General features: G+C 66.5%; 17 protein-coding genes. 9 read left to right on the forward strand and 8 right to left on the reverse strand.

Features of this window, described 5'->3' with window-relative positions:
• Positions 1-26: 26 nt before the first annotated feature.
• Positions 27-1,136, reverse strand: a complete 1,110-nt coding sequence (locus L1787_RS14465; protein ID WP_235709544.1) for a 4-hydroxythreonine-4-phosphate dehydrogenase PdxA — start codon at positions 1,134-1,136, stop codon at positions 27-29.
• Positions 1,137-1,261: 125 nt separating this feature from the next.
• Between L1787_RS14465 and L1787_RS14470 the strand changes: the two genes are divergently transcribed.
• Positions 1,262-1,942 carry a GntR family transcriptional regulator gene (locus L1787_RS14470; protein ID WP_235710044.1) on the forward strand — a complete coding sequence of 227 codons (681 nt, stop codon included), beginning with the start codon at positions 1,262-1,264 and terminating at the stop codon, positions 1,940-1,942.
• 51 nt (positions 1,943-1,993) lie between these two features.
• On the opposite strand, the gene L1787_RS14475 is transcribed toward L1787_RS14470, so the two are convergent.
• Both L1787_RS14475 and L1787_RS14480 read right to left on the reverse strand, forming a co-directional pair.
• Positions 1,994-2,560: an NADPH-dependent FMN reductase gene (locus tag L1787_RS14475; RefSeq protein ID WP_235709545.1), complete on the reverse strand. Its 567-nt coding sequence runs from the start codon at positions 2,558-2,560 to the stop codon at positions 1,994-1,996.
• Positions 2,561-2,671: 111 nt separating this feature from the next.
• On the reverse strand, positions 2,672-2,869 hold the full coding sequence (locus L1787_RS14480) for a heavy-metal-associated domain-containing protein (protein WP_235709546.1): 198 nt from the start codon (positions 2,867-2,869) through the stop codon (positions 2,672-2,674).
• A 266-nt stretch (positions 2,870-3,135) separates the two neighbouring features.
• On the opposite strand from L1787_RS14480, the gene cueR reads away from it, so the two are divergent.
• Positions 3,136-3,570: a Cu(I)-responsive transcriptional regulator gene (gene cueR / locus L1787_RS14485; RefSeq protein ID WP_235709547.1), complete on the forward strand. Its 435-nt coding sequence runs from the start codon at positions 3,136-3,138 to the stop codon at positions 3,568-3,570.
• A 33-nt stretch (positions 3,571-3,603) separates the two neighbouring features.
• Here the strand turns inward: cueR and L1787_RS14490 are convergent, their stop codons facing one another.
• The 3 genes from L1787_RS14490 to hydA all read right to left on the reverse strand — a co-directional run bounded on the left by L1787_RS14490 (position 3,604) and on the right by hydA (position 6,455).
• Positions 3,604-3,939, reverse strand: a complete 336-nt coding sequence (locus L1787_RS14490; RefSeq protein WP_235709548.1) for a chaperone modulator CbpM — start codon at positions 3,937-3,939, stop codon at positions 3,604-3,606.
• The gene (locus L1787_RS14495; RefSeq protein WP_235709549.1) at positions 3,936-4,877 is read right to left on the reverse strand and encodes a DnaJ C-terminal domain-containing protein; all 942 of its coding nucleotides are present in this window, start codon (positions 4,875-4,877) and stop codon (positions 3,936-3,938) included. Before L1787_RS14495 ends, L1787_RS14490 begins: the two co-directional genes overlap by 4 nt.
• 93 nt (positions 4,878-4,970) lie before the next feature.
• A complete protein-coding gene (gene hydA / locus L1787_RS14500; RefSeq protein ID WP_235709550.1) occupies positions 4,971-6,455 on the reverse strand; it encodes a dihydropyrimidinase in 1,485 nt (494 codons plus the stop codon).
• Positions 6,456-6,818: 363 nt separating this feature from the next.
• On the opposite strand from hydA, the gene L1787_RS14505 reads away from it, so the two are divergent.
• The 6 genes from L1787_RS14505 (at position 6,819) to L1787_RS14530 (ending at position 13,460) form a co-directional block, all read left to right on the forward strand.
• Positions 6,819-7,541 carry a haloacid dehalogenase type II gene (locus L1787_RS14505; protein WP_235709551.1) on the forward strand — a complete coding sequence of 241 codons (723 nt, stop codon included), beginning with the start codon at positions 6,819-6,821 and terminating at the stop codon, positions 7,539-7,541.
• 14 nt (positions 7,542-7,555) lie between these two features.
• The gene (locus tag L1787_RS14510; RefSeq protein WP_235710046.1) at positions 7,556-8,029 is read left to right on the forward strand and encodes an Lrp/AsnC family transcriptional regulator; all 474 of its coding nucleotides are present in this window, start codon (positions 7,556-7,558) and stop codon (positions 8,027-8,029) included.
• Positions 8,030-8,294: 265 nt separating this feature from the next.
• Positions 8,295-10,202, forward strand: a complete 1,908-nt coding sequence (ilvD, locus tag L1787_RS14515) for a dihydroxy-acid dehydratase (RefSeq protein ID WP_235709552.1) — start codon at positions 8,295-8,297, stop codon at positions 10,200-10,202.
• Positions 10,203-10,361: 159 nt separating this feature from the next.
• A complete protein-coding gene (gene mtnK / locus L1787_RS14520; RefSeq protein WP_235709553.1) occupies positions 10,362-11,687 on the forward strand; it encodes an S-methyl-5-thioribose kinase in 1,326 nt (441 codons plus the stop codon).
• Complete coding sequence (mtnA, locus tag L1787_RS14525; RefSeq protein WP_235709554.1) at positions 11,684-12,796, forward strand: S-methyl-5-thioribose-1-phosphate isomerase; 1,113 nt, start codon at positions 11,684-11,686, stop codon at positions 12,794-12,796. Before mtnK ends, mtnA begins: the two co-directional genes overlap by 4 nt.
• A gap of 1 nt (position 12,797) precedes the next feature.
• Positions 12,798-13,460, forward strand: coding sequence for a class II aldolase/adducin family protein (locus L1787_RS14530; protein ID WP_235709555.1), 663 nt, complete (start codon positions 12,798-12,800; stop codon positions 13,458-13,460).
• A gap of 57 nt (positions 13,461-13,517) precedes the next feature.
• On the opposite strand, the gene L1787_RS14535 is transcribed toward L1787_RS14530, so the two are convergent.
• The gene (locus L1787_RS14535) at positions 13,518-14,261 is read right to left on the reverse strand and encodes an MBL fold metallo-hydrolase (RefSeq protein ID WP_235709556.1); all 744 of its coding nucleotides are present in this window, start codon (positions 14,259-14,261) and stop codon (positions 13,518-13,520) included.
• A gap of 105 nt (positions 14,262-14,366) precedes the next feature.
• Positions 14,367-14,759, reverse strand: coding sequence for an ester cyclase (locus L1787_RS14540; RefSeq protein WP_235709557.1), 393 nt, complete (start codon positions 14,757-14,759; stop codon positions 14,367-14,369).
• Between the two features lie 92 nt (positions 14,760-14,851).
• Between L1787_RS14540 and L1787_RS14545 the strand changes: the two genes are divergently transcribed.
• The gene (locus L1787_RS14545; protein ID WP_235709558.1) at positions 14,852-16,750 is read left to right on the forward strand and encodes an ABC-F family ATP-binding cassette domain-containing protein; all 1,899 of its coding nucleotides are present in this window, start codon (positions 14,852-14,854) and stop codon (positions 16,748-16,750) included.
• Positions 16,751-16,905 lie beyond the last annotated feature (155 nt).

The following is a 16,905-nucleotide window of genomic DNA, read 5'->3' on the forward strand; positions in this document are numbered from 1 at the left end:
CTTTTCGTTCGCGGTCGATGTCGGGATCAGTCGGCGGCGGCCCCTTCCGCGGGCGATTGCCCGGCGACGGCCGCACGTGCCGCAGCGATCGCGTCGGCGAAGCTTTGCGAGATCTCCGGCGCGTCAGAGGCCGGGCGCGCGAGACGGGTCGCGAGCTCGATCGCCTTGATCGCCGCGCCGTCATTGGCGATGCCCTGACCGGCGATGTCGTAGGCGGTGCCGTGGGCAGGCGTCGCGATCGGGAAGGGATAGCCGGCCACCAGCGTGACGCCGCGATCGAAGCCGATCAGCTTCATCGCGATCTGGCCCTGGTCGTGGAACATCGTGAGCACCGCATCGAACTCGCCCTTCACGGCGCGCACGAAGACGGTGTCGGACGGGATCGGCCCCTCGACCGACATTTGATGCGCCTTGGCGCGCTCCACCGCCGGCAGAATGACGTCCTCGTCCTCGGTGCCGAAATTGCGGCCGTCCCCGGCATGGGGGTTGAGGGCGGCGACACCGATGCGCGGACGTTTGATCCCCGCCCCTTCCATCACCTCGGTGGTGAGGCGGATGGCGCGGAAGATGCGGTCGGTGTCGATCGATTCGGCGACCTTCGAGAGCGGGATGTGCGAGGTGACGCGCGCGTTCCAGACCTCATCGAGGACGTTGAATTCGGAGCCCGAGCGCTCCGCCCCGATCGTCCGGTTCACGAAGCCGATCTCGTCGACATAGTTGCTCTCGCCGAGCCGCATCGCGTGCTTGTTGAACGGCGTGAAATAGACGGCGTCGGCGAAGCCCTCATTGGCCGCCGTGAGCGCGATGCGGAAATTGTCGAGTGCGGCGCGGCCGCCCGCGGCGCTCGATGCGCCGATCCCGACCGAATCGACGTCGCAGTTCGCAAGGTCGACGAACACGGAGCGGGCCGGACGCGCGGTCCCGATATCGGCCGGCGACACGCGATCTATCGACGCAGCGAGACCGGGATCGTCGAGCTTCGCGTGGGCGATTCCGCGGTCGAGAACACGGGCGTCCCCGAGCACCAGCAGCGTCGCGTCGTCCTCATTGTGCTTGGCGAGCACGCGGACGGCTAGTTCGGGGCTGATGGCGGCTGGGTCGCCGATGGCAAAGGCGATGACAGGTTTCTGGGGCATTCGCACCTCGTTGGGATGCAGTATACAAAACACAATATTCGGGATGTGCAAGAGGATCATATTCGATCTATCGTTGCGGCCGTGAGATTTTGAGGAGACCGAGAGCGTTGGCGACTGACACCCAAATGGACCCGACAGCCGCACCGATCCTGCGTCGAACGCTGCACGAACAGGTGACGGAACGCGTGCGCGACATGATCATCGAAGGCCATCTGTCGCCCGGTCAGCGAATCAGCGAAGCCCAGCTCGTCGAGCAGCTTGGCGTCTCCCGGACACCGCTGCGCGAGGCGCTGCGCACGCTCGCGGCGGAGAATCTGATCGACTCACGTCCGTCTCGCGGTTCGGTTGTACGCGCTCTGAGCCCGAAGGATATTTTCCACATGCTGGAGGTGCTCGCCGATCTCGAGCGCCTCGCCGGTCGGCTCGGTTGCGAGCGCGGCTCGGATGCCGACATTGCCGCGATCTGCGCGATGCATGAGGAGATGATGCGCCATTATGCGCGGCGTGATCGCCTGCCTTATTACAAGGCGAACCAGGCGATTCACTCGATGATCTCGGCCCTGCCCGGCAACCCGACCCTCATCGAGATGCAGTCCGGCATCCAGGCCCGCCTCAAGCGGATCCGCTTTATCGGCAACCAGGAGCCGGAGGGTTGGACGGCGGCCGTCGCCGAGCACGAGGCGATGATCGATGCGCTGACAGCGCGTGACGGCGAACGCCTCGGCAACGTCCTCGCCGATCACATGATGAAGACGTGGGACCGGGTCCGCCATGTGGTCACGACGGAGCCGTCCCGGAACGCCTAGAAGCGCCGCCCCGCCGCCCGTCAGAGGCGGGAGGCTCGCGGCCGGATCCCGCTATTTGGCGCCGATTTTTTCCGCGTAAGGCATGAACGCGGCGAGCTGCGTCGCGATCACCTTGCGCGTTCCTTCGTCGGCGATCGTCTCGCCGTCCGGCGAGACCTTCTGCCCGGCGCTCCCGACGAACACTTCCGGCGTCAGGAAGACGTGCGCGTTCAAGAACACCATCGTCTGACGCAGGTGATACTGCATCCGCGCCCCGCCGAGCATGCTCGCCGAGGCGGATTGGAGCGCGACCGGCTTTCCCTTGAACGGCTGATCGGGCAACCGCGAAATCCAATCGATGAGGTTCTTGAGCCCGCCCGGCACCGAATAATTGTATTCCGGCGACACGATGATCACCCCGTCCGCTGCCGCGATCGCCTCGCCATAGGCCGTGACCTCCGGCGGAAAGCCCGTCGCCTGAATATCCGCGTTATAGATCGGGATCGGCTCGAAGGACGGGGCGAGCGTCGTTCGCATCCCCTCCGGCGCGAGCTCGGGCAACGTGTTGCAGATCGCGCGGTTGTAGGAGCCTTTGCGCAGGCTCCCACAGATCACCAGAACGTCGAGTTCTCGGGCCATCGGTCGGTCCTCTCCGGGGTTTGCCACCCGCGCCATGCGAGCGACGTCTCCGAGAAAGAATGTGTCCCGTCACCGCGCAAGGTCGAGGGGCGATGCGCGAACGCCGTCGAATCAGCGCGCGGTCGCCGGAAATCCCGCCGCCGCGAGCGCCTTCAACACGGCGTCCTGGCTGGCGCTCGTCTCCACCCGCACCTTTCGCGTCTCAAGGTCGGCCTCGACCGTCGCCTTGTCGTCGAGGCGGGACAGGATCCGCGCCACGCTGCTCACGCAGCCGCCGCAATGCATGTCGGGCACGTCGAACGTCATCATCAGAAGCACTCCAAAACCGCAATCGGTCCAGGATATGGGGCTTCCAACGGTAGGAAGGTCAAGGCCTCCGCGCCCCGTCCGGCGCGCATGACGGATTGCCGATCGTCTCCCCGGCCCCGCGACCGCCGTTGGCCATAAGGCAGATTTTTTGGCGCTCACCTATAATATTGCGGTCGACGGGCGTGGGGGTCGTCCCACATGCAGGCAATCGCTGTCGCCGAAATCCGCCGGATGGGCGCAGTGGGAGCGGAGCAGGGAGAAGGCACATGAATATCGGCCGTGCGGCTGAGGCGTCCGGCGTCTCTGCGAAGATGATCCGATATTATGAGGACATCGGCTTGATCGAGAAGCCGGCGCGCACCGCGGCCGGCTATCGCCGTTATTCCGAGGCGGAGGTCAACACGCTCTCCTTCATTCGCCGCGCGCGCAATCTCGGTTTTTCCGTGGAGGAGATCCGCGCCCTCCTCGCGCTGTGGCGCGACCGCAGCCGCGCGAGCTCGGACGTGAAGGCCCTCGCGATGAAGCATATCGCCGATCTCAACACGCGGATCGCCGAATTGAAGGAGATGGCCGACACGCTCGACCATCTCGCCCGCAACTGTCATGGCGACGACCGCCCGCACTGCCCGATCCTCGAATCGCTCGCCGCGCCCGTCATCGGCGAGACGCAGCCGCGCGAAGGTCAGCCGCCGGAGGCCTGACCGCCGCCAGCGGCCGGCGGCCGGCGCCCCGGCTCAGTCCTCGCGGCGCGCGTGATAGGCCGCTCGGATGTCGGCCTTCACCTTCTCCGGCTGGGTTTCGATCGCCCCGCCGAGCGCCTTCAATTCGCGCCTCAGCCCATAGACCTGATCGATCAGCGACAGCACCATCGGCATTGCCTCGTCGGCGACTTCCATGTCCTCGCCGAGCTGCGAGAGCAGACGCACGCGCGCCACGTCGAGCGAATCGAAGGTCGGCCCGTTCGCGCCGGTGGCCGGTGTCACCCAGCCATGGCTCACCATGACCCTGAGGCGCTGCAAGGTGATCGTGCGCACCTCGGCGACGATCTCGGTCTCGGTCCATCGCATCATGACGCCATCCTCATCGTGCGGCGGGGGTCGTAGGCGTGGGTCTTGCGCCAGTCCTCCATGAAGGCCTCGAGATCGGGATCGACCCGTTCGGGCATCACCACCTTGAGAACGACGCGCTGATTGCCGGCGGCCCGCCCCTTCGCGGCAACACCCCGGCCGCGCAGGCGCAGCGTGTCGCCGCTCGACGCGCCCTTCGGCACGGTCATCTTCACCGCGCCCCCGATCGTCGGCACCTCGACCTTGCCGCCGAGCACCGCCTCGTCGATCGTGATCGGCAGTTCGATCACGATGTCGTCCCCCTCCCGCTTATAAAACGGGTGCGGCAGCACCCCAATCTCGATCAGCGCATCGCCCGGAGGACCGCCGCCGATACCCGGCCCGCCCTTGCCTTTGAGGCGCATCGTGCCGCCGTCCTCGATGCCGGCGGGGATCGTCACGTCGAGGGCGCTGCCGTCGGGCAGCGTGAGGCGGCGCGTCGCGCCCTTCACCGCGTCGAGAAAGTCGACCTCGAGGTGATAGCGTGCGTTCTGGCCGCGCATCTTGAAGCGGCGCTCGCCGCCACCGCCACCACCACCGCGCCACGCTTCGCCGAAGAGGTCGGCGAAGATGTCCGACGCATCGGCGAAATCCTCATAGCCGGCCGAGGTCGAATAGCGCCCGCCATGGTCGGCGTCGGCATAATGGCGGTAAAAATCGTGCTGGGGTGCACGTTCGGCGCCCGACGCGTCGATCTCGCCGCGGTCGAAGCGGCCGCGCTGCTCCTCGTCGCTGAGGAGGCTGTAGGCCGACGAGACCGCTTTGAAGCGCTCCTCGGCGGCGCTGTCGCCCGGATTGAGATCGGGGTGCAGCGTCTTGGCAAGTTTTCGGTAGGCCTTGCGGATCTCCTCCTGCGACGCGGTCTTCGCGACGCCGAGGAGCGCATAGGGATCGTCATTCACGGCGGTTCACCTCACGGGGTCGCGGCGCCCGAGCCGGACCGGACGCCGCCACGAGTCTTAGGGGCTCGCGGCGTCGCCTTCCAGTGCGTCCTGCTACGTCACGGACGCGGCGTCGAACCCGTCGGGCACGGTGCCGGTCGGCTTGATGACGTCGTAGGGGCCGCGCGGCAAAAACGAGCCCGATCCTGGTGCGGCGATCACCTCATTGTCGCGCACCGCGATCTCGCCGCGGCGGATGGTGACGACGGGCCAGCCCTTCACGTCGAGCCCCTCCCAGGGCGTATAGTCGATCGCCTGGTGCATCCGCGCGACCTCGACCTTGCGCTCCATCTGTGGATCCCACACCACGAGATCGGCGTCCGCACCCGGGGCGATCGTCCCCTTGCGGCCCTGCAGGCCGAAGAGACGGGCCGCGTTGGCGGAGGTGATGCGCACGAACGCGTTGATCGAGATCCGGCCCTTGCTCACCCCCTCGGAGAAGAGGACCGGAAGGCGCGTCTCGATCCCCGGCATACCGTTCGGGATCGCGTTGAAGGCCGGCATTCCGTCGGCCCGCTGCACCGCGCCGCCTTGGCCGTAGCCGCTCGATCCCGGATTGCGCTTCGCCGTCGCGAAGGAAAAGCCGCAATGGTCGGAGGTGACGATGTCGAGCGTGCCGTCTTTGATGCGCGCCCACACCCGTTCGCTCTCCCCCTTCTCCCGCAGCGCCGGCGAGCAGACCGCCTTCGCGCCGCCGAAATCGGGTTGATCGAGATCCTCGTGCGAGAGCGTCAGATATTGCGGGCACGTCTCGCCCCAAACCTTGAGGCCGCGGGCCTTGGCGCGCGCGACCTCGCCGGCCGCCTCCTCGCAGGAGACGTGGAAGACCTGGATCGGCTGGTCGACGAGCTCGGCGAGCGCGATCGCCCGGTGCGTCGCCTCCCGCTCCACGAGGGGCGGGCGCGCCCAGGCGTGCTGCAAGGGATCGGTGAGGCCGGCGGCGAGGAGCTTTTCGATACGCCACGAGATCGCGTCGAAATTCTCGCAATGGACCGTCACCATCGCACCATGCCGGCGCGCCGTCGCGAGGACTTCGAGATATTGGGCGTCGGTGAGCTGCAGCGGATCGTAGGTGAGGAAGACCTTGAGGCTGCGCACCCCCTTCGCGATGAGCGCGGGCACCTCCTTTTCGAGGACCTCCGGCATCGGATCGGTGATGATCTGATGGAACGAATAGTCGGCGCGCGACTGGCGGGCCCGCTCGGCATAACCGGGCGCGCTCTCGGTGAGCGTGTGGCCCTTCCACTGCTGAAGGAAGCAGATGAACGAGGTCGTGCCCCCCGCAAGGGCCGCGGCTGAGCCCGACGCGAAGCTTTCCTCCTGGACGCCGCCGCCGGGGCTCATCTCCTCGATATGGCAATGGCTGTCGATGCCGCCCGGCAAGACGAGCTTGCCCTTGGCGTCGACCTCCTCCTTGCCCCTGGCGAGATTGCGGCCGATCGCGTCGATCTTGCCGTCGACGATGCCGATATCGGCCTCGAAGAGGTCGTAGGCGGTGCCGACCGTTCCGCCGCGCACCACAAGATCGAACTCAGCCATCGCAACGCTCCCTCTCTCTGTTCTGCCGCGCCGGGATCAACCGCACCGGTTGCCGCCCGGCCCGCCCGCATCCCGCTCCGCAGCCATCCTGTCCTCGCGAGCCGCCCCGCCGCAAGCGTCCCTCACCGCGCGCCGCCGGCTTGCCGATGATGGGGAGACAGCAGATTATGCCGTGACAGCGCCAACTTCGGCATGAGATGCGGACGACAATGTTCGCAAAGACGCACAATGGCGGTGCGAACGACGACAATGCCCGCAAGACACCGACACGACACCTGCAAGACTTCGGCCACACCACACCGGCCCGCACGGCAGATTATGCCGAGCGCCCCCGATCGGCCCCATCCGCAAGGAGCGAGCGACGTGAACCTCACCGATTATAAAGCGCTGACCTTCGACTGCTACGGCACCCTGATCGACTGGGAGACCGGCATGATCGAGGGGCTGAAGCCGCTGACCTCGCGCCTCGCCTCCCCGCCGACGCGCGATCAGATCCTCGAAGCGCACGCCCGCCACGAATCGAGCCAGCAACGCTGGACCCCGGCGAAGAAATATTCAGATCTCCTCGCGACCGTTTACAAGCGCCTCGCCGAGGAATGGGGCCTCACCGCCTCGATCGAGGCGTGCGAGGCCTATGGCGACAGCGTGAAGGATTGGCCCGCCTTCCCCGACACAGCCGGCGCGCTTCAATATCTGAAAAAGCACTACAAGCTCGTGATCCTGTCGAACGTCGACAATCGCGGCTTCGCGGCGAGCAACACGCGTCTCGGCGTCGAGTTCGACGCGATCTATACCGCCGAGGATGTCGGCTCCTATAAGCCCTCCGACCGCAATTTCGAGTATATGCTCGAAAAGCTCGCCACGATCGGGATCGAGAAGGCGGACATCCTCCACACGGCGGAAAGCATGTTCCACGACCATCAGCCGGCGAACCGGTACGGCCTCGCCAACTGCTGGATCTATCGCCGCTACGACCAGGAAGGCTTCGGCGCGACGATGAACCCCGGCGAGATGCCGAGCTACGATTTCCGCTTCAACTCGATGGCCGATCTCGCCAAGGCCCATCAGGAAGCCTTGCGCGGCTGATCGCCATGGGCCCGGTGAAGCTCGACCGGATCGACATCGCCATCCTCGCAACGCTCCAGCGCAGCGGCAAGATGTCGAACATCGCGCTCGCCGCGACGGTGGGCCTCTCGCCGAGCCCGTGCCTCACCCGTGTCAAACGCCTCGAGGCGGCCGGCTATATCGCCGGCTACCGGGCCGAGCTTGCATGGGCGAAGCTCGCCGACCACATCATAGTCTTCACCGAGGTGACGCTCGCCGATCACAAGCGCGAGGATTTCGTGCGCTTCGAGGCGGAGATCCGCCGCGTGGAGGCGGTCGTCGAATGCCATGTGGTGAGCGGCGGTTACGATTATCTCCTGAAATTCGTCGCGCGGAATGTGGCGCATTATCAGGAGATCATCGAAGCGATTCTCGATCGGAATCTCGGGGTCGAGAAATATTTCAGCTACGTCGTCATCAAGACGGTGACGGCAAAGGACGGCGTTCCGTTGCGTTTTCTTCTGCCCTGACGTCGCGGGCGGGCGGAGCGCGGTGGATTTTGCGTTCGTCGCATTCTAAATTGAGGACGCGGGCGGTGCTGTGACGCCCCCGCGAACGGCTCGAGGCCCCGCGTGTGGCCGCGCCGCCCGCAGAAAAACGTCATCGACCTGTCTCGTGTCCGCTCCGTTGATGTTGCAACGCAGCAAAGAGACGATGATCGAAAAGGCAAGTTGACGCTTCAATGGGCGGCCCGTGTTTGCTATGTGGGCCCTTGTAAGATGTCAGGATGATCTCATGCCAACCTATCGCTCTCGCACCACGACACACGGCCGCAACATGGCCGGCGCGCGGGGCCTCTGGCGCGCGACCGGAATGCGCGACGGAGACTTCGGCAAGCCGATCATCGCCATTGCGAACTCGTTCACCCAGTTCGTGCCCGGCCACGTGCATCTGAAGGATCTCGGCCAGCTCGTCGCGCGCGAGATCGAGAAGGCCGGCGGCGTCGCCAAGGAATTCGACACCATCGCGGTCGATGACGGCATCGCCATGGGCCATGACGGGATGCTCTACAGCCTCCCCTCGCGCGAGCTGATCGCCGACAGCGTCGAATACATGGTGAACGCCCACTGCGCCGACGCGCTGGTGTGCATCTCCAATTGCGACAAGATCACGCCCGGCATGCTCCTCGCCGCGCTGCGCCTCAACGTCCCGACGGTGTTCGTCTCCGGCGGCCCGATGGAAGCCGGCAAGGTGGTCCTCAAGTCCGGGACGAAAAAGCTCGACCTCGTCGACGCGATGATCGCCGCCGCCGACCAGAAGATCAGCGACGAGGATGTCGCGACGATCGAGCGTTCGGCCTGCCCGACCTGCGGCTCCTGCTCGGGCATGTTCACCGCGAACTCGATGAACTGCCTCACCGAGGCGCTCGGCCTCTCCCTGCCCGGCAACGGCTCCACGCTTGCCACCCACTCCGACCGTCAGCGCCTCTTCGAGGAAGCCGGCCACACGGTCGTCGCCCTCGCCAAGCGCTATTATGAAGGCGACGACGCGTCCGTGCTGCCGCGGTCGATCGCGACCTTCAAAGGGTTCGAGAACGCGATGACGGTGGACCTTGCCATGGGCGGGTCGACGAACACCGTTCTCCATCTCCTCGCCGCCGCGCACGAGGCGGAAGTCGACTTCACGATGGCCGACATCGACCGTCTGTCGCGCCACGTGCCGTGCTTGTGCAAGGTCGCGCCGAACATCGCGAACGTCCACATGGAGGACGTCCACCGCGCCGGCGGCATCATGGCGATCCTCGGCGAGCTCGACCGGGCGGGCCTCATCCACCGCGACCTGCCGACGATCCACGCCCCCACCATCGGCGAGGCGCTCGAGACCTGGGACATCGCGCGCAACCCGTCGGAAGAGGTCCAGACCTTCTTCCGTGCCGGCCCCGGCGGCGTGCCGACGCAGACCGCCTTCAGCCAGTCCGAGCGTTATGACAGCCTCGATATCGACCGCGAGAAAGGCTGCGTCCGCGACAAGGCGCACGCCTACAGCCCCGATGGCGGTCTGGCCGTTCTCTATGGCAACCTCGCCGAGGACGGGTGCATCGTGAAGACGGCGGGCGTCGATGAAAGCATCCTGAAATTCACCGGCCCGGCCTGCGTCTTCGAGAGCCAGGACGCTGCGGTTGCGGGGATCCTCGGCGGCCAGGTGAAGGCGGGCGACGTCGTCGTCATCCGCTATGAGGGGCCGAAGGGTGGGCCCGGCATGCAGGAAATGCTCTACCCGACGAGCTATCTGAAATCGATGGGTCTCGGCAAAGCTTGCGCGCTCGTCACCGACGGCCGCTTCTCCGGCGGCTCCTCGGGCCTTTCGATCGGCCATGCGTCGCCGGAAGCGGCGGAAGGGGGCACGATGGGCCTCGTCCAGGACGGCGACACGATCGAGATCGACATCCCCAACCGCTCGATCAATCTCGCGGTCGCCGATGTCGAAATCGCCAAGCGCCGCGCCGACCAGGAAGCCCGTGGCGCCGATGCATGGCACCCCGCAAGCCCGCGCAAGCGCAAGGTGACGACCGCGCTGCAGGCCTACGCCGCGCTGACCACGAGCGCCGCCCGCGGCGCGGTGCGCGACGTCGCCCAGCTTCGCCGTCCGGCTGCGATCCCCGCGACCCCGTCGCGCGAGACGCAGGCCGAACCGGCCGAATAAGCGCGCTCCTCGGAGCACGAAGCGGGCGCGCCATCGGCGCGCCCGTTTTTGTTTGCGCAGCCCGCCACCCCGCCCCGACACCCGACCCGCCTTGTCGCCCCACCCGACGCGCGTCACACTCGGCAAAAAGCGCGACACGACAACAGGTGAGGAAACGCCATGGACGGAGTGGAGATCGCACGATCGCGCCATGACCGACGATCGGCCGATAGCGTGCCGGATTACTCGGACTATGTGCCGCTCTCGCTCGAAACCGTCCCGCCGCGCCTCGCGCATTATGACGGGATCGCCGCGCGGCTCGGTGGAACGCCAGATGACTGGTCGGTCCGCGAGGTCGGCGACGGCAATCTCAATTTCGTCTATATCGTCGAGGGGCCGGCCGGCTCGGTCTGCGTAAAACAGGCGCTTCCCTATGTGCGCCTCGTCGGAGAGAGCTGGCCGCTGCCCCTCGCCCGCTCCTTCTATGAATATTCCGCCCTCGTGCGGCAGGCCGAACGCAGCGGCCACGTGCCGGAAATCCTCCATTTTGACGGGCCGCAAGCCCTCGTGGTGATGGAAAATCTCGCCCCGCACATCATCTGGCGCAAAGCGCTGATGGCGCGCGAGCGGCACGAGACGGCGGCGCCCATCATGGGGCGCTTCCTCGCCGAGACGCTGTTCCGCTCGTCGGACCTGTCGCTGTCGGCGGAGACGAAGAAGCGCGAGATCGCCCTCTTCAGCGGCAACACCGCGCTCTGCAAGATCACCGAGGATCTCGTCTTCACCGATCCTTATCGCGACCACCCGCTGAACCGCTGGACGAGCCCCGAGCTCGACGCAACCGTCGCCGCGATCCGGGCGGATGCGGAGTGGAAGATAGCGATCCAGGAGCTGAAATATATGTTCCTGACGCGGGCCGAGGCGCTCGTTCACGGCGACGCGCACACCGGCTCGGTGATGGTCGCGAAGGCGGCCACCGGGGAGGATATCCGCGTCATCGATCCCGAATTCGCCTTTTACGGGCCGATGGGGTTCGATCTCGGCGCGGCGATCGCGAACCTCTTTTTGTCATATTATTCGCAGGATGGACGCGGGCCCGATCCCGGCCCCTATCAAGCCTGGCTCCTCACCGCGATCGCCCGATTGTGGGACACCTTCGCCTCGCGCTTCGCCGAATTGTGGCGCACGGAGCGGACCGGCGATGCCTACCCTCCGACCCTTTATGAGGCGCAGGACCAGACCGACGCGAGCGAGGCCGCCCTCGCCCGCTTCCTCGTCCGCCTCGAGGCCGACACGCTCGGCTTCGCGGGCGCGAAGATGGCGCGGCGCATTCTGGGGCTGGCCGGCGTCGCCGATCTCGAAACGATCGAACCCGCCACCGTTCGCGCCGGATGTGAACGGCGCGCCCTCGCGCTCGCCCGCCGCCTCGTCGTAGACCGGGAGCGGATCGGAAGCGTCGCCTGTGCGATCGTCGAGGCGAAGGGGATTTTGGGAGAGGTGAAATGAAGGTCAACGGCAAGCCGACCCGCACCATCTGGGTGGACGAGATGCCGGGCGCGGGGCCCGGGCGGGTCGGGATCATCGACCAGACCCGCCTGCCGCACGAATTCGTCACCGTCTCGCTCACCGATCTCGACGAGGCGGCGCATGCGATCAAGGCGATGCTGGTGCGGGGCGCGCCCCTCATCGGCGCGACGGCCGCCTATGGCCTCGCCCTCGCCATTCACGGCGATGCGTCCGATGCCCGCCTCGCGGCGGCATACGAGACACTCCACGCGACGCGCCCAACGGCGGTGAACCTGCGCTGGGCGCTCGACGAGATGATGAAGACCCTCGCCCCGCTCCCCGAAGCGGCACGGGAGGCGGCAGCCTGGTCGCGCGCCGGGGCGATCGCCGACGAGGATGTCGAAATCTGCCGCCAGATCGGCCTCAACGGGCTGTCCTTGATCCGCGAGATCGCCGCGCGAAAGAACGGCGCGCCGGTCAACATCCTCACCCATTGCAATGCCGGCTGGCTCGCGACGGTCGACTGGGGCACCGCGACCTCGCCGATCTATCACGCCTTCGAGGACGGCATTCCGCTTCATGTCTGGGTCGACGAGACGCGGCCGCGCAACCAGGGCGCTGCCCTCACCGCGTGGGAGCTCAACAATCACGGCGTTCCGCACGCGGTCGTGGTCGACAATACTGGCGGCCATCTGATGCAGCACGGCATGGTCGATCTCGTGATCGTCGGCACCGACAGGACGACCGCGAACGGCGACGTGTGCAACAAGATCGGCACCTATCTGAAGGCGCTCGCCGCGCATGATAACGGCGTCCCCTTCTATGTCGCGCTGCCCTCGCCGACGATCGACTTTACCCTCACCTCCGGCTTCGACATTCCGATCGAGGAGCGCGGCGGGGAGGAAATCACCGATGTCTGGGGCCGAACCCCGTCCGGCGAGATCACGACCGTGCGCGTCACGCCGGACGGCTCGCCCGTGGTGAATTACGCCTTCGACGTCACCCCGGCCCGCCTCGTCACGGGCCTCATCACCGAAAAGGGCATCGTCGCGGCGGACCGGGAGGCGATCGCGAGGCTGTTTGCCGAACGCGCGGCGGCGGCGGCCTGAGATGGCGCGCCTCACGAACCTCGCATTGCGCCGCGAGATCATCGCCGCCTGTCTCGAAATGAACGCGACGGGGCTCAATCAGGGCACGTCGGGGAACGTGTCGGCGCGGATCAAAGGCGGGATGCTGATCACCCCGTCGGGCGTCCCCTATGCCGAGATGGAGCCCGAGCAGATCGTGATGGTGAAGGCGGACGGCACATATAGCGGCGACTGGCGCCCCTCCTCGGAGTGGCGCATGCACCGGGACATCTATGTGCAGCGTTCCGAGGCCGTCGCCGTCGTCCACGTCCACTCGACGCACGCGACGGCGCTCTCCTGCCTGCGCCAGCCGATCCCGGCTTTTCATTATATGGTCGCCGTCGCCGGCGGCACCGACGTGCGCTGCGCGCGATACGCCCAATTCGGCACACAAGCCCTCTCCGACGCGATGCTCGAAGCGCTCGATGGGCGGAGCGCCTGCCTTCTCGGCAATCACGGTCAGATCGCGTTCGGCCCGTCGATCGCCAAGGCGCTGTGGCTCGCGGGTGAGATCGAGGCGCTCGCCCATCAATATGTCGTGGCGCGCGGGCTCGGCGCCCCGGTGATCCTCGACGATCAGGAGATGCGGCGCGTTCTGGACGCGTTCAAAGACTATGGACGGCAACCGGCTCGCAAGGCGGCCTGAGGAGCGCGCGGCGGTGGGCTTCGCCTCACCGCACCGCCGCGAGAGACGGATGTCGCCTTAGCGCACGCCCGCCGCGACGAGGTCCCCGCTCTCCTCGGCGACGAGGCGCGGATCCATCGCCGCGCCGACGGTCAGCGGCCGGGCAATGTCGCCGAGATCGCCACGATCGACATAGGGCGTTCCGTGCAAGGGCAGGATCGAGCTCACGAGACGCTGGGCGAGGATCGTCTCCCACTCCGCCTTGAAGGGGTCTTCGAGCCCCTCGTCCACGATCGGCCGTTCGAGATGGGGCGGATCCTGCGGTTGGCGCGGGCCGGGCCCCACCGCCGAATCGCCGGCGAAGAGGACGCCGCGATTCTTTGGATAATGCAGCATGATCGACCCCGGCGTGTGGAACGGCATCTCAATCACGTCGATCCCGAAGGAGCGCAGCGCGCCGTCCGGTCGGGGGTCCATGAAGGCGACGCCGGCGCGGGCCGATTGCGGCCGCGACACGTCCGCCGGATGCATGAGGATCGGACAGCCATAGCGCTCACGGATCGTCTCGAACGCATCGCCCTTCGCGGCGACGTCGACATGGGTGAGAACGAAAGCCGTCGGCGGAAGGCCGGCGTGCGCGATCTGATCCACGGCGTCCATCGTCCAGGAATAGACTGCGTCGATGAACACGGAACCCTGCCGGCCAAGGATCGCGTAGGAGTTGGGCGGACGCCCCGTCGGCCCGGTCGTCGCGCCGGCCTGGGGAAGCCAGAGGACATCGTCGAACAACGCCTGTGATTTCGCGGAAAAGAACTGGGCCATGTTTTCTACCTCCGCAAAACAAAAACGTTAACGTCCGTAACGTTCCATATTTGTCTAAATATGGGCGAATTTCCACCCGCTGAACCGAACGACATCGCCACCGCGTTATTCGGAAAGTTGTGCCGCGATGGCAGCTTTATCGATGACCGACCGAACGTCGACAATCCGTCCACCAGCGAATTCGTAGAACACATTTTCTGAAAAGCGCACGCGCCGCCCGTTCACCGGCAGGTCGAACAGCGTTCCCACCGGCGTGCAGTCGAACAGGAGACGGGCCGCGATGCGCGGCGGCTCGGCGACCAGGAGATCGATATGGAACACGAGATCGGGGATCGACGCGACGTCGGCCTCCAGCATCGCGCGATAGCCCGACAGGCCGAGCGGGCGGCCATCATGCCGCGCCGCCTCGTCCACGAAGTTGCCGAGCGCATCCCAATCGCGCGCGTTGAGGCACGCGATATAGCCGCGATAGATGCGTTTCAGGTCGTCCTCGGTCATGACCTCTCCTGATACGATTCCACTTACGATTCCATGCCTTCGCACGGCATTCCACCTTGCGTGGGAACGCGAGCGGCCCGATAAGCCGCTTTATGCTGACGATCCGCAATCTGACATACCGTATCGACGGGCGCGTCCTGTTCGAAGGCGCCGAAGCCATCATCCAGACCGGGTCCAATGTGGGGCTCGTCGGGCGCAATGGCTGCGGAAAGACGACGCTGTTCAACCTCATCTGCGGTGATCTCTCACCCGAAGGCGGCGAGATCGTGCGCGGCGAAGGCCAGCGGATCGGCCGCGTCACCCAGGAAGCGCCCGGCACCGAAACGAGCCTCATCGACACCGTGCTCGCCGCCGACACCGAGCGGGCCGCCCTCCTCGCCGAAGCCGAGACCGCGACGGATCCCCACCGGATCGGCGACATCCATGCCCGCCTCGCCGATATCGACGCCTATGCCGCCGAATCGCGCGCCGCCTCGATCCTCTCCGGGCTCGGCTTCGACGATGCGGCCCAGAAGCGGCCCTGCTCGTCCTTTTCCGGCGGCTGGCGGATGCGCGTCGCCCTCGCCGCCGTGCTGTTCCTGGAACCGGACCTCCTCCTTCTCGACGAGCCGACCAACTATCTCGACCTCGAGGGCACGGTGTGGCTCGAGACCTATCTCAGCCGCTATCCCCACACCGTCATCGTGATCAGCCACGATCGCGACCTTCTCGACACCGTCGCCCGGCAGATCCTCCACGTCGACAACGGCAAGCTCGTCACCTATCGCGGCAACTATTCCGAGTTCGAGCGCCAGCGCCGCGAAAAGGCGCTCTTGATGGCCAAGCGCGCGCAGAGCCAGGCCGAGGAGCGGGCGCGGCTACAAGCCTTCGTCGACCGTTTCCGCGCCAAGGCCTCGAAGGCGCGGCAGGCGCAAAGCCGCGTCAAACGGCTCGAAAAGATGGCGGCGATCGAACCCGTGATCGACGAATCGACGCCGCCGATCCGCATTCCCGCCCCCAAACGCCAATTGTCGCCGCCGATCATCGCCGCCGAGCGCGTGGTTCTCGGCTATGACGGCAAGGCCGTTCTGCGGCGCGTCAATATCCGCATCGACGACGATGACCGGATCGCCCTCCTGGGGGCGAACGGCAACGGCAAGTCGACCCTTGCGAAGATGCTCGCCGGTCGCCTTTCGCCGATGGACGGCACGATGACCCGCGCCGACCGGATGGACATCGCCTATTTCGCCCAGCACCAGCTCGACGAGCTCGTCCCCGGCGAATCGCCGGTCGATCATGTCCGCGCCCGCCGCCGTTATGACGGCGAGGCGGAGGTCCGCGCCCGCGTCGCCCAGATGGGCCTCGGGACGGAGCGGATGGATACGCCCGCCAAGGATCTGTCGGGCGGCGAGCGGGCGAAGCTCCTTCTCGGCCTCGCGACGATGAACGGGGCGAACCTCCTCATCCTCGACGAGCCGACCAACCACCTCGACATCGACAGCCGCGCCGCGCTGATCGACGCGATCAACGGCTATGACGGCGCCGTCATCCTGATCAGCCACGACCGCTATCTCGTCGAGGCCTGTGCCGATCGCCTGTGGCTCGTCGCCGACGGAACGGTGCAGCCGTATGACGACGACATGGAAGCCTATCGGGCGATGATCCTCGGCGCGGCGCGCAAGTCCCGCAGCGAGGCGGGCGACAAGCCGGCCGAGAAGGTGAGCGCGCAGGACCGGCGACGGGAGGCGGCCGAAGCGCGCGCCGCCCTCGCCCCGTTACGCAAGACGATTCAGGCGGCCGAGCGCGCCGTCGCGAAGGCGGAGGCCGAGATCGCCAAGCGCGATGCGCTGCTCGCCGACCCGGACCTTTACACCAAGGATCCGCAGAAGGCCGCGCAGATCAATCAGGAGCGGACGCGCTGGGTCGAATCGCGCGATTCGGCCGAAGAGGAATGGCTCGCCGCCTCCGAGGCCTATGAGACCGCCCAGGCCGAATCGGCGAGTGCCGGCTAACCGGCCCCTCTCGTCACCCGCCCGAGAGAGACGCGGGGCTGATCGATTGCCGCATTATTGCCCAACTCCGCCTCAGGAGCGGGCATCTCTTCGCACCTGCACACTCGAACGATCGGCGAGGCGATCCGCGGCATAAGGTCGACACGCTTTGGTTA

The organism is Acuticoccus kalidii (genome assembly GCF_021556395.1).
Classification (GTDB): domain Bacteria; phylum Pseudomonadota; class Alphaproteobacteria; order Rhizobiales; family Amorphaceae; genus Acuticoccus; species Acuticoccus kalidii.